This window comes from Nonomuraea purpurea, from assembly GCF_042650645.1.
Classification (GTDB): Bacteria; Actinomycetota; Actinomycetes; order Streptosporangiales; family Streptosporangiaceae; genus Nonomuraea; species Nonomuraea purpurea.
The window spans coordinates 156,608-168,989 of record NZ_JBHSBI010000012.1; the positions used below are offsets into that span (position 1 = coordinate 156,608).

A 12,382-nucleotide genomic window follows, 5' to 3' on the forward strand; every position below is an offset into this window, starting at 1 on the left:
CCCAACAAGAGGGAGGTCAATCGGTTTTATTCGGAAATTTCGCCCAACTTGGCTCAGCGGGGTGGCCAGCCGAGTTCGGCGTAGAAGGCCGCCCGCGCCCGCTCGAACGCCTCCCGCTCCAGCACCGCGCCCGCGTGCCGGCCCGCCGTGATCGGCTCGTCGTGCATTCTGGCGGGCAACTCGTCAGGCCCGCCGCCCTCGCGCGCCGCGTAGGCCCGCATCGCGTCGAGCCGCTCCTGCCCGGCCGCCAGCAGGTCCGCCAGGGTGAACTCCGTGCCGAGCACGGCGCCGACCAGCGCGCTCAGCCGGTCGATGGTGAGCGGCCTGGTGGGGGAGGAGGCGAAGACGCACAGGTTGAGCGCGTCGAGCCCGCTCCACAACCGCAGCAGCCGGGCGCTGCGCCGGCCACGCTCGGCGTCCAGCACGGCGACCGGCGCGGGCTCCGCCCCGATCCGCTCGGCCTCGGCGAAGCTGTAAAGGAGCCCGTCGCCGGGGTCGAAGTCGAGGTCGTGCTCCATGGCGTCGTAGCGGGGGCCGCCGGGCGCGACGGCGTACCCGAGGCCGATGCCCGGCTGCACGCGCGGGTCGAAGCAGGGCAGCTCGGCCCCCTTGACGGTCATCGTGTACGCGGCGGCGCCAGGACCGAGCCTCGCCGCCGCCCGCGCCTACCCCTCATCGAGAAGGTCGCCCAGCGGGCCGGGGCGCGCGGCGACGTCCCTGATCAGGCCGGGCAGCGCGGCGGCGGCCCCGAACGCGGGCCCGCCCGGCAGCAGGCCGCGCTCGGCGCACTCCATGGCGAAGGCCAGCGTCCCGCCCAACGAGACCGGGTCGAGGCCCAGGTCGTGGCAGAGGGCGTTGGCGCCGAGGACGGCGTCGAGGTCGTCGATGCCGAGGTTCCAGCCCAGCGACAGGAACGCCTCCTGCCCGAGCCCGCCGGTCCTGCGTTCGGCCGCGCCCGCGGGGGCGTACACCTTGAGGCAGTCGTTCGGGCAGCCGGGGCAGCCGCCCGTGGTCGCCACCGCCCGCCCCTCGTAGTCCGCCGCGCCGGGCACGCGCAGTCCCGGTGGGCCGGACACCGAGAAGTTCCGCACGGCGGCGTAGCCGGGGTCGAGCGGGTCGCCAACCCACCCGGCGAATCCGGGCACGCCCGCCTGCAGCGCGGCAAGCGGGTTCGTGGTCAGCGCGTCCCGGTAGGCGGCGGCCAGCTCCGCGATCACGCCGGGGCCGGCGACCTGCGCGGGGGCCTCGCCGACGCACACGATGGCCTTGAGGTTCTTGGCCCCGAAAACCGCGCCGAGCCCGTACCGTCCCGCGGGGAAGGCGTAGTCCGTCATCACACTGGCGTACCTGACCAGGTTCTCCCCGGCCGGTCCGATCGCCGCGACGTGCGCGCTCTGCCCGTGGCGGGCCCGCAGCGCGTCGGTCGTGGCGGCGACGCCGAGCCCGCGCAGCTCCGCTCCGTCGTGACACGACACCTCGCCGTCCTCGACCAGCAGGTACGACAGCCGCTCGGCCCGCCCGACGACGGCCAGCGCCCTTGCCCCCGCCGCCCGCATCCCGGCCGCGAACGGCCCCAGCGCGTGGGCCTCGCCCGCCACCCCGGTCAGCGGCGACTTGGCCAGGAACACCGCCTTGGCCAGCCCGGGGGCCGCCGTCCCGCCCAGCATCCCGGCCGCCACGTACAGCAGCGCCCCTGGATCGAACGGGTTGAGCCCGGCCGGCGTCCGCTCCGCCATCAGCCGCAACCCCATAATCGACCCGCCGAAATGCCCCTTCTCGGCGGATCGGTACTCCTTCTCCACGCTCCCGCAGGTCAAGTCCACAATGAACGGCACCGCAAAGCCTCCTCGAAACGAAGAACGAAGCGGCACGACATTACATAATCGATCACGGTATGCCGGGATGGGACATCCACCACCGCGACACCCCACGCGCCCGGCCGCACCACAACCGCCGCCACCACCTCCCCGGCCGCGTCCCGCACGGCCGCGCTGACCGGCCGGGGCCGTTCGCCGGTGAACACGCTCAGGACGCTGAGCACCCTGCCGGTCACCGACCGGCCCGTGCCCCCTGGTCGTGGTCATGGCCGTTGCCTCCTTGGGTCAACGTTGACGCCCGTTTCATGTTCTTGGCGCAAAAGTCTTCCGTTCAGCGGTGAAAGCGCTATCGCGAGCCGCGTCCCGCTCGTATGTTGTCGGGCGCAACCAATGCCGCGAAGGAGCTGTTCAGATGGCTGTCGACACCGTGCTGTCCCGCCGGGACGCGGCCAAGCTCCTCGGGGCGGCCGTCGCCGCCGTGCCCCTGCTCGGCGCCGGCCGCCGCGACGGCGTCGAGGACCTGCTGCGGCGGTTGACGCTGCAGGAGAAGGTCTCGCTGCTGCACGGCACCCCCGACCCGGCCTCCAAGGGCCAGGCAGGATACGTGCCGGGCGTGCCCCGCCTGGGCATCCCGGAGCTGCGCCTGGCCGACGGCCCCGCCGGGGTGCGCCTGACGACCGCCGCCGCCACCGCGCTGCCCGCCCCCGTCGCGCTCGCCTCGACCTTCGCCGGGGACCTGGCCAGGAGCTTCGGCGCGGTCATCGGGCGCGAGGGCCGAGCGCTGGGCATGGACGTGCTGCTGTCGCCGATGACGAACATCGTCAGGGTGCCCCAGGCGGGCCGCAACTTCGAGACGTTCGGCGAGGACCCGCTGCTGGCCGCCGCGATCGTGGCCGAGGAGGTGCGCGGCATCCAGGACGAGGGCCTCATCGCCACCGTCAAGCACCTGGCCGCCAACAACTTCGAGAACGACCGCCAGACCGTGGACGTGCGCGTGGACGAGCGCACGCTGCGCGAGATCTACCTGCCGGCGTTCGAGGCCGCCGTGGCGGCCGGCGCGGGCGCGGTCATGGCCGCCTACCCGCGCGTCAACGGCGTCTACGCCGCGGAGAACCGGCACCTGCTCACCGAGATCCTGCGCGAGCAGTGGCGCTACCGGGGCTGGGTGATGTCCGACTGGTACGCCACGCACAGCGGCGTGCCCGCCGTCACCGCCGGGCTCGACATGGAGATGCCCTTCGGCGGCAACTTCTCCGGCCTGGTCGCCGCCGTCACCTCGGGACGGCTGGCCGAATCCGTGATCGACGCCGCCGTGCGCCGCATCCTGGCGCAGCTCGACCGCTTCGGCCTGCTCGGCGCCGGCCGGCCGCGCCCGCTCCTCGATGCCGCGGCCGGCGCCAGGGCCGCGCGGGAGATCGCCCTGGCGGGCGCGGTGCTGCTGCGTAACGAGGGCGACCTGCTGCCGCTGGGCCGCGCCGACCTGGCCGACCTGGCGGTCATCGGCCCCACCGCGGCCAGCCCGCTGGTCGGCGGCGGGGGCAGCGCCCGCGTCATCCCGGTCCGCGCGGACAGCCCGCTGAACGCCCTGCGCCGGCACGGCGCCCGTGTGCGCTGGGCCACGGGTGTGGACCTGGAAGGCGTCCCGGTGCCCGCGAGCGCCCTGTCGCTGCGGCGCACCCAGCAGGGCGGCACGCCGCAGGCCGTCGCCCAGGTGGACCACACCGGCGCGGACGCCCTGCCCGCCGGCACGTCCTGGACCTGGAGCGGCACCATCACCGCCCCCGAGAGCGGCGAGTACGACCTGCGCGTCCAGGGAGCCGGAGGCGTGCCCAAGTTCGACGGGTCGATCTCGCTGACCCTCGACGGCGTCCGGATCGGCTCCGTCGGCGCCCTGCTCGGCGGCAACAGCAGCCTCATCGCGACCTCGGGCGGCCTGACCAACGCCGGCGCGGCCGTCCGGCTGGAGGCCGGGCGGGCCACGCCGATCACCATGGCCGCCGCCGGCGCGGCCGGCACGCCGCTGCAGGTCAGGCTGGCCTGGGTGACCCCGGCCCGCCGTGAGGAGGCGCTGCGGGAGGCCGGGGAACTGGCGGGCAAGGCCAGGGCCGCGCTGGTGTTCGCCTTCAACGAGGGCACCGAGGCCGCCGACCGCGCCTCCCTGGCGCTGCCGAAGGCCCAGGACGCGGTCGTCTCCGCCGTGGCCGCCGCCAACGCGCGTACCGTCGTCGTCCTCAACACCGGCGACCCGGTGCTCATGCCGTGGCTGGATCGTGTGCGGTCGATCCTGCAGATGTGGTACCCGGGCCAGGAGGGCGCGGAGGCCACCGCCATGCTGCTGACCGGCGCCGCCAACCCGGGCGGCAAGCTGCCGGTGACGTTCCCGAGGCGGGCCGAGGACGCGCCGACCGCCCGGCCTGAGCGCTACCCGGGCGTGGACGGCGTGGCCCGCCACAGCGAGGGCGTCTTCGTCGGCTACCGCCACTACGACGCCCGCGGCATCGAGCCGCTGTTCCCGTTCGGGCACGGGCTGTCCTACACCGGCTTCGCCTACGGCGAGTTGTCGGCGAGCCCGTCGGGCGGCGGGCTGAGCGTCTCCTTCACGCTCGCCAACACCGGCCGGCACACCGGGGTGGAGGTGGCGCAGGTGTATCTGTCGCCGCCCGGGAACGTGCCGGTGCCGATGCCGCGGCGGCAGCTCGCCGGGTTCGCCCGGGTGCGGTTGACGCCGGGGGAGCGGCGCCGCGTCACCGTGACGGTCGCGCGGCGCGCACTGCAGTACTGGGCCGGCGGCCGCTGGACGGTGGCCGGTGGACGGCGGACGGTGGAGGTCGGCTCCTCGTCCAGGGATCTTCGGCTACGTCAGGAGGTAACGATCCGATGAGACGGATCCTGATCATCGTGGTCATGGCGTTACTCGCGCTGCCCTTACCCGCCTCGGCCACGTCCGCGTCCGGGGACCGGCCGACGGCGCGTACCGACACCGGATGGGTGCGCGGCGCGCGGGCCGAGCGCGTCGACTCCTTCCTCGCCCTCCCGTACGCCGCCCCGCCCGTCGGCGACCTGCGCTGGCGGGCCCCGCGACCCGCGCCCGCGTGGCAGGGCGTGCGCGAGGCGGCCACCTGGGGCAACCGCTGCCCCGCCGCGGCCGGCTCGAACGGCCCCCGCTCCGAGGCCGAGGACTGCCTGTACCTCAACGTCTTCCGCCCGGCCGGCACCAAGGCGGGCGACCGGCTGCCCGTGCTGTTCTGGATCCACGGCGGCGGCCTGCAGAACGGCTCGGGCAACCAGCACGACGGCACGTTCATCGCCCAGCGCCAGGACGTCGTGGTGGTCAGCGTCAACTACCGGCTCGGCGTGTTCGGCTTCCTGGCCCACCCGTCGCTGAAGGCCGAGGCGGCCCAGTCGGGCAACTACGGCCTGCTCGACCAGCAGGCGGCGCTGAACTGGACGCGGCGCAACATCGCCGCGTTCGGCGGCGACCCCCGGCAGGTCACGATCGCCGGCGAGTCGGCGGGCGGGTTCTCCGTCTGCGCCCACCTGACCGCCCCCGGCTCCGCCGGTCAGTTCGCCCGCGCCGTCATCCAGAGCGGCTCGTGCACCAGCCGCCCCTACGCCGAGGGCGAGCAGGCCGGCACGAACATCGCGACCACCCTCGGCTGCTCCGACGCCGCCTGCCTGCGGGCGCTGCCTGCCGGCCGGCTGGTCGACGGCCCGCAGTTCGCCTCCTTCCTCTACGACACCCCCGCCCTGCCCGAGAACCCCGACACCGCCGTGCGCGCGGGCCGCTTCCAGCGGGTGCCGCTGGTCGTGGGCTCCAACCGCGACGAGGGCCGCACGTTCCTGCAGGGCAACAGGGGCTGGACCAAGGAGCAGTACGAAAGCTGGATCCGCGCCGTGTTCGCCGACCGGGCGGAGGCCATCCTGGCCCGCTACCCGTGGCCCGCGGAGCCGGACCAGTTCACCTCGGCGTACCTGACGGCGGCCGTCTTCACCGACTCCGGCTTCCTGGCCGGGCTCGGCGGCTGCCCGACCCTGCGTTTCATGCGGGCGCTGTCCGCGCACACCCGCGTCTACGGCTACCGCTTCGACCACCGCACGGGCCCCGGCCTCACCCCTGAGCCGATCGGCTACGAATGGGGCGCGGGGCACGCGGCGGAGCTGGCGTACATGTGGCCGAGCTTCGACAACGGCACCCCGATCGCGCCCACGTTCGACGCCTCGGAGCGGCGGCTGGCGCGTGACATGGTGGGGTACTGGGGCTCGTTCACCCGCGCGGGCAAGCCCGGCTGGCCCGACTTCAACCGGACCTCCCTGGTGATGTCGCTGAGGGCCGGGGGCCGCTCCACGCCGGTGCCGGTGGCCACGATGGAGGCAGAGCACAACTGCGACCTTTGGAGCTGAGCGGTACCGACCGGCACGGCGGGCGACCGCTCGCCGTGCCAGATGTCGATTTCTGGCATATGTCCTGGATATTTCGTGAATAAAGTTCCCAACTTCAAATTCTTGTCAACAAAAGTCGGTCGATGTCCGAAGTAAGCTTGATCTCATGGCGACCGGAGCGAACGTCCAGACCAGCACGGGGGCGGGAGCCCTGTTGTCGATCCTCAGGGACGGGCGCGCCCGCACCCGGGCCGAACTGGCCGAGCTCACGGGGCTGTCCAGGTCCACCGTGTCGCAGCGGCTCGACGGCCTGATCGACCAGCGCTGGGTCGTGGCCGGCGACGGCGCGATCTCCTCCGGCGGGCGCCCCGCCTCCATGTTCACCTTCAACGGCGGCGCCCGCGTCGTGCTCGCGGCCGATCTCGGCGCCACCCACGCCCGCCTGGCCGTCATCGACCTGGCCATGACCGTGCTCGCCGAGCGGGCCGTGGAGCTGCCCATCGACGCGGGTCCCGAGCGCACGCTGGGCGCGGTCGCGGCCGCGTTCGACGAACTGCTGCGGGACAGCGGGCGCGAACCCGGGCAGGTCTGCGGGGCGGGCGTCGGTCTGCCGGGGCCGGTCGAGCACGGGTCGGGGCGGCCGGTCAACCCGCCCATCATGCCCGGCTGGGACGGCTTCGCCGTGCCCGAGTGGCTCGGCGCGCGCCTCGAAGCGCCGGTGCTGGTCGACAACGACGTGAACATCATGGCGCTCGGCGAGCACTGGGCCGCCGGGCCCGCCGTCGACCACCTGATCTTCATCAAGATGGGCACCGGCATCGGCTGCGGCATCATCTCGGGCGGCAAACTGCACCGTGGCGCGCAGGGAGCCGCCGGGGACGTCGGGCACATCAGGGTGGCCGACGCCGACGTCCCGTGCCGGTGCGGCAACGCCGGCTGCCTGGAGGCGGTCGCCGGTGGCGCGTCCATGGCCGCGGCGCTGCGCGAGGCGGGAACCGAGGCCCACGGCAGCAGGGACGTGGTGGCGCTGATGCGCGCCGGCGACCTGCGCGCCACCCGGCTCATCAGGCAGGCCGGACGCGAGGTCGGCGCCGTGATGGCCTCGATCGTGAACTTCTTCAACCCCTCGGTCATCGTCATCGGCGGCGACATCGCCGAGGCGGGCGAGCAGGTGCTCGCCGGGGTCAGGGAGACCATCTACAGCCGGTCGCTGCCGCTGGCCACCCAGCACCTGGGCATCAGGGCCAGCGAACTGGGCGACCGCGCGGGCGTCATCGGCGCCGCCGTCATGGTGGTCGAGCACGTACTCGCACCCGGCACCATCGACCGCGCCGTCGCCGGCTGAGAGGGCTCAGGACAGCTTTTCGAAGAAGAACTCGTGCTTGAGGAACGAGGTGTCGTATTCGTGCCCCGGGTACGGCGGGATGAGCTGCGAGGCCTGGAACAGCCGCCAGCCGTCGCGCAGCGCGTCCACCCCCGTCTCGTAGGGCGGCTCGTCCCCGTCGCCCGCGGTCGGGTTCGTCCGGCCGGTGCCGTCATAGGAGGACCAGCCGACCACCGCGGCGTCGAGCGCGGAGCTGGCCAGGTAGAGAACGAGGACCTGCTGCTTCATGCGACCCTCCCGGGGCGGTTGTTCACGCGAGTCGTCCAGTAGTCGATGTCGAAGGTCGGGTCGGCGGTCAGCGCCCGCCACACCCGCACCCGGTTGTGGACCTCCAGCCGCGCGGTGGCCTTCTCGTACCAGGGGAAATGCCGGGCCAGCTCGCCGGCCACGGCCGGGTCGTCCAGGTCCGAGGTGTCCCACAGGCGCACCTGCGGCACGGTCGGGTTGAAGCGGATTTTAAACATGTACCGCCGCACATCGCTGTCGTTGCGCCGCCCGCCGTGCCAGATGCCGTGGTGCAGCAGCATGACGGTCCCGGCGGGACAGGTCAGCCGGGTCTGGCCGCGCAGGTTCTGGTAGCGGCCGGTGTCGCTCTCGTTGGTCCGCCGCAGGTGGCTGCCCGGCACCACCAGCGTGCCGCCCATCTCCGCGTTCACCTCGCGCGGGTAGTACATGAGCTGCACGTCGAAGGCGTCCATGCGGGTGTCGATGATCGCGTCGGCGTGCAGCGGCTGGGCGTGGCCGCCTTTCGGCTCGCGCACGTGGACGGCGTGGTGGTCGACGGTGGGGTCGGGGCCGACGAGGGAACGCAGCGCGCCGGCGACCTCGGGCACCTCGATCAGCCGACGGGCGAACGTCCCCTCGGTGTAGGCCTGGGTGACCGGCGTCCCGTACGGCGGGCGCGGGATGCCCGCCTCCAGCACCTCGATCGCCTGGTCGTTGAGCTCGTCCGGGATGACGCCGTCGAGCCGCAGGTACCCGGCGGCCACGAAGCGGGCGACCTGCACGGAGGTCAGCAGAGTGGTTCGCATGCGACCACCGTAAGATCGGACATGCGCGATGTCGTGGGCGCGAATCATCTACTACTGGTCTATTTTCCCCATATGGACCAGGTGCTGATCGCGCTGTCGGAACCCCCGTACGTGAGCGGCGCGGGCGTCGGCGTGCACGGCGTCGTCTCGCCCCACGACGTGTTCCGCCTGCCCGACCTGTGGCAGCTCCACCTGTACGGCTACGCCGCCGAGCTGGTGGTCGAAGGCAGCACGCACACGATCAGACCGGGGCACCTGAGCCTGATCCCGCCGGGCGCCGAGGTCCACTACCACTATCGGGGCCGGTCGGAGCACCTGTACGCGCACTTCCGCCTGCCCGGCGACGCCGACCGGCACGTCGTGGCGGTGATGCGGGACGCCGGCGACCAGGCGCCGATCATCGCCGCCTCGCTGCGCCAGGCCATCGCCGCCGTCCCCGGCGCCAGGGCGCGGGCCGCGGCCGAGGTGTGGACGGTGCTGTGGCGGGTGGCGAACCTGCCCGTGGCCGGCAGCCCGCACGCCGTCGTGGCCGCCGCGATCGAGTACATCGAGGCGGACCTGGCCGCGCCGCTGACCGTGCCCGCCGTCGCGCGCGCCGCCGGGGTCTCGCACAACCACCTGACCCGGCTCTTCCGCGCCCAGACCGGGCAGACCGTGGTCGCCTACATCCGCCGCCGCCGGATGACGCGGGCGCTGCACCTGCTGCGCGAGTCGACGCTGGCCATCCCCGCGATCGCGGCCGCCGTGGGGATCTCCGACCTGCAGGCGTTCAACAAGGTCTGCAGGCGAGAACTGGGCGCCTCACCCCGTGCCCTGCGCGCCCGCGCGCACCCGTGACCAAGATTTCCGCCGGTGGAAGGCGCCCGTTACCGCCCGGGGCACCAGGCCGCCACGTACGCCGATCACGGTGCTGCCCGGCACCCTGAAACGGAGTACACACCCATGACGAACCCCGCACTCGGCCGCAGGACGTTACTGCAGGCCGCCATCGCCGCGCCCGCGGTCCCCCTGATCACCGCCGCCCCCGCGCACGCGGCCGTGGACGGCGGCCGATTCGACCGCGACAACCCCCGCTTCACGATCGGCGTGCTGCCCGACACGCAGTACCTGTTCGACGAGGACAGCTCCGACCCCGCCCCGATGCGCCAGACGTTCAGGTTCCTGACCGGCGAGCGCGAGAGCAGGAACATCGCGTTCATGACGCACCTCGGCGACGTCACCGAGCACGGCAGCGAACACGAGATCAAGCTGGCGGGCGAGGCGTTCAAGACCTTGGACGGCCGGCTGTCCTACAGCGTCCTGGCCGGCAACCACGACGTTCCCGGCAGCGACGACCAGCGCGGCGACACCGTGTACCTGCGCGAGTTCGGCCCCGCCAGGTACGCCAGGATGCCGACCTTCCGCGGCGCGTCCCCCGACGGCTACAACAGCCACCACGTGATCGAGGCCGGCGGACGGCGCTGGCTGGTGCTCGCCCTCGACTGGCGCATCTCCGACAAGGGCCTGCGGTGGGCGCAGGGCGTCCTCGACGCCGACAAGAGCCTGCCCGCCATCCTCACCACCCACGACCTGGCCTGGGCCGGCGACGACGGGGTCGCGGCGCTGTCGGAGTACGGGCAGCGGCTGTGGGACGGCCTCATCAGGCGCAACGACCAGATCTTCCTGACCCTGAACGGCCACTACTGGCCGCCGGGACGCACGGTGCTGAAGAACGACGCCGGCCACGACGTCCACGTGCACATCGCCAACTACCAGGACCGCTACTACGGCGGGGCCGGCATGGTCCGCCTCTACTCCTTCGACCTGGTACGCAACGTGATCGACGTCGAGACGCTGTCGCCGTGGCTGCTCTCGCGCGACCCGGAGGAGCGCACCGCGCTGGAGGCCGAGAACCTCGAACTGACAGGACCCGTCGACCGCTTCAGCATCGACATCGACTTCGACGAGCGCTTCGCCGCCTTCGCCCCGCGCCCCCGGCCCCCGTCCAGGCCCGCGAAGGCGGTCATGCCGAAGGGCACGGTCGCGTACTGGCGCTTCGACGCCGAAGGGTACGCCGGCGCGGGCGCCGACGGCGCGGTCGTCGCCGCGGGCGCGGTGGTCCGCGACCTGACGGGCGGCGGCAACGACCTGAGCGTGCAACTGCTGCACGCCGGCGCCCCCGAGACGCTGAAGTGGTCGGCCGAGCACCACGAGGGCCAGCCCGCCCACGCCAGCCTCCGCTTCGACGGCGGCAAGAACCCCGACCGGGGCGCGGTGCTCAGGTCCGGCCAGAACGCGCCGATCAACGCCATGAAGTTCGAGTCCGGGTACACGATCGAGGCGTTCATCAAGCTGCCGGAGCCGTTCGAGGGCGACCACGCCTGGATGGGCATCCTGAGCTGGGAGGGCCGCAGCGGCGACGCGGGCAAGTCCAGCGGCTGGTCGCCCGAGGAGCCCACCTGCAGCCTCAACCTGTCGCCCGAGCGGTTCCTGCAGTACGTCGTCTATCCGACCGACCGTGACGCCGACCCCACGTCGTGGAGCCACGCGCTGCCGGTCGGCCGCTGGACGCACGTGGCGGTCGTCAACGACGCGCGCCGCACGACCGTGTACGTGGACGGCTCCAAGATCGCCCGCAACCCGGCGCAGCCGTCCAAGGGCATCTCCACGCTCGGCCGCCCGTTCGCGATCGGCGCAACCCAGTTCGCGCTGCGCTACGGCCAGGGCTACTACGGCTGGATCGGCGACGTGCGCATCGTCGCGCGAGCCCTGAAGCCGAAGGAGTTCCTGACGCCCCTCGGCTGACAGTCCGGGCGGCCCGTCGAAGGGCGGGCGCCCGGCTTTCCGGGTAGGTTGGCCGTCCATGGAGGCACGCCCGAAACACCGCACCCGCACGACCCTGGCGACCATGGCGCTGCTCGTCTGCGCGCCGGCCTGCGGCACCCCGGCGGCCCCGGCTGTCTCCGAGACCCCCGCCTCCTCCACCGCGCCGCCCCTGCCGCCTGCCGCCACGACGGCGTCCGCGGCCAAGCCGCCCGCCCCCGAAGCGCCGATCCCCGAAGACGCGGGTGAGCTCGCGCAAACCCTCCAGCGGACCACCAAGGCCCTGCACGCCGCCATCGACGCCTGGACCCCCAAGGACGGCGACCCGCCGGAGAACGTCGAACTCCTGGCCCTGCACCAGCAGCGCGCCTACCGCCACGCCGCCCGCCACCCCAAGGTGGCCGCCCGCGCCTTCGCCCGCCTGCCCTCCGGCCTGGCCGCGCAGGCCAAGGACAACACGGCCGCCATCCGCGAACTGCTCGCCCTGGCCCGCCCGATCAAGCCGTCGGCCGTGTTCAAGGTCCAGCCGGCCCGCCCGGCGGCCGAGCTCATGAAACACTTCAAGAAGGCCGAGCGCCGCTTCGGGGTGGAGTGGGAGGTGCTGGCGGCGGTGATGTTCGCCGAGACCAAGTTCGGCAGGGTCAAGTCCGACAGCCACGCCGGCGCGCAGGGGCCGATGCAGTTCATGCCCGCGACCTGGAAGGCGTACGGGATGGGCGGCGACATCCAGGACCCGCGCGACGCGATCATGGCGGCGGCCAACTACCTGCGCGCCACCGGCGCGCCGCGCGACTACCAGCGGGCCCTGCACGCCTACAACCCGTCGCAGGCCTACGTCGATGCGATCCTGCTGCACGCCCGCCAGATCAAACGGGACGTCAGGAACTACTACGTCTACTACAACTGGCAGGTCTTCGTCCTCACCACGGCCGGCGAACGCCGCCTGACCGGCCCGGGGAAGTGAGCGG

General features: G+C 73.2%; 8 protein-coding genes and 1 pseudogene. 6 read left to right on the forward strand and 3 right to left on the reverse strand.

Going from position 1 to position 12,382, the window contains the following annotated elements; all coding sequences use genetic code 11:
- Positions 1-53 precede the first annotated feature (53 nt).
- A pseudogene (locus ACFOY2_RS24330) lies at positions 54-2,084 on the reverse strand (aldehyde ferredoxin oxidoreductase C-terminal domain-containing protein).
- A gap of 145 nt (positions 2,085-2,229) precedes the next feature.
- Here ACFOY2_RS24330 and ACFOY2_RS24335 point away from each other — a divergent pair.
- The 3 genes from ACFOY2_RS24335 to ACFOY2_RS24345 all read left to right on the forward strand — a co-directional run bounded on the left by ACFOY2_RS24335 (position 2,230) and on the right by ACFOY2_RS24345 (position 7,542).
- A complete protein-coding gene (locus ACFOY2_RS24335; RefSeq protein ID WP_379530382.1) occupies positions 2,230-4,698 on the forward strand; it encodes a beta-glucosidase in 2,469 nt (822 codons plus the stop codon).
- Positions 4,695-6,218, forward strand: a complete 1,524-nt coding sequence (locus ACFOY2_RS24340; protein ID WP_379530383.1) for a carboxylesterase/lipase family protein — start codon at positions 4,695-4,697, stop codon at positions 6,216-6,218. The genes ACFOY2_RS24335 and ACFOY2_RS24340 overlap by 4 nt, the downstream gene beginning before the upstream one ends.
- 145 nt (positions 6,219-6,363) lie before the next feature.
- Positions 6,364-7,542: an ROK family protein gene (locus tag ACFOY2_RS24345; RefSeq protein WP_379530384.1), complete on the forward strand. Its 1,179-nt coding sequence runs from the start codon at positions 6,364-6,366 to the stop codon at positions 7,540-7,542.
- Between the two features lie 6 nt (positions 7,543-7,548).
- On the opposite strand, the gene ACFOY2_RS24350 is transcribed toward ACFOY2_RS24345, so the two are convergent.
- Both ACFOY2_RS24350 and ACFOY2_RS24355 read right to left on the reverse strand, forming a co-directional pair.
- Entirely contained in the window at positions 7,549-7,809 is a 261-nt protein-coding gene (locus ACFOY2_RS24350; protein ID WP_379530385.1) for a hypothetical protein, read from the reverse strand.
- The gene (locus ACFOY2_RS24355) at positions 7,806-8,612 is read right to left on the reverse strand and encodes a phytanoyl-CoA dioxygenase family protein (protein ID WP_379530386.1); all 807 of its coding nucleotides are present in this window, start codon (positions 8,610-8,612) and stop codon (positions 7,806-7,808) included. The genes ACFOY2_RS24350 and ACFOY2_RS24355 overlap by 4 nt, the downstream gene beginning before the upstream one ends.
- 72 nt (positions 8,613-8,684) lie before the next feature.
- Here ACFOY2_RS24355 and ACFOY2_RS24360 point away from each other — a divergent pair, with 72 nt between their 5' ends.
- From ACFOY2_RS24360 to ACFOY2_RS24370, 3 genes are all read left to right on the forward strand, one after another.
- On the forward strand, positions 8,685-9,449 hold the full coding sequence (locus tag ACFOY2_RS24360) for a helix-turn-helix transcriptional regulator (RefSeq protein ID WP_379530387.1): 765 nt from the start codon (positions 8,685-8,687) through the stop codon (positions 9,447-9,449).
- 105 nt (positions 9,450-9,554) lie between these two features.
- Positions 9,555-11,396, forward strand: coding sequence for a LamG-like jellyroll fold domain-containing protein (locus ACFOY2_RS24365; protein WP_379530388.1), 1,842 nt, complete (start codon positions 9,555-9,557; stop codon positions 11,394-11,396).
- Positions 11,397-11,454: 58 nt separating this feature from the next.
- Positions 11,455-12,378 (forward strand): lytic transglycosylase domain-containing protein, encoded by a 924-nt coding sequence (locus tag ACFOY2_RS24370; RefSeq protein WP_379530389.1) that lies wholly within the window; start codon positions 11,455-11,457, stop codon positions 12,376-12,378.
- The last annotated feature ends 4 nt before the right edge of the window (positions 12,379-12,382 follow it).

Coding starts and splice junctions, on each gene's coding strand:
- ACFOY2_RS24335 (WP_379530382.1), top strand. CDS start 2,230: ATGGCTGTCGACACCGTGCTGTCCCGCCGGGACGCGGCCAAGCTCCTC.
- ACFOY2_RS24340 (WP_379530383.1), top strand. CDS start 4,695: ATGAGACGGATCCTGATCATCGTGGTCATGGCGTTACTCGCGCTGCCC.
- ACFOY2_RS24345 (WP_379530384.1), top strand. CDS start 6,364: ATGGCGACCGGAGCGAACGTCCAGACCAGCACGGGGGCGGGAGCCCTG.
- ACFOY2_RS24350 (WP_379530385.1), bottom strand. CDS start 7,809: ATGAAGCAGCAGGTCCTCGTTCTCTACCTGGCCAGCTCCGCGCTCGAC.
- ACFOY2_RS24355 (WP_379530386.1), bottom strand. CDS start 8,612: ATGCGAACCACTCTGCTGACCTCCGTGCAGGTCGCCCGCTTCGTGGCC.
- ACFOY2_RS24360 (WP_379530387.1), top strand. CDS start 8,685: ATGGACCAGGTGCTGATCGCGCTGTCGGAACCCCCGTACGTGAGCGGC.
- ACFOY2_RS24365 (WP_379530388.1), top strand. CDS start 9,555: ATGACGAACCCCGCACTCGGCCGCAGGACGTTACTGCAGGCCGCCATC.
- ACFOY2_RS24370 (WP_379530389.1), top strand. CDS start 11,455: ATGGAGGCACGCCCGAAACACCGCACCCGCACGACCCTGGCGACCATG.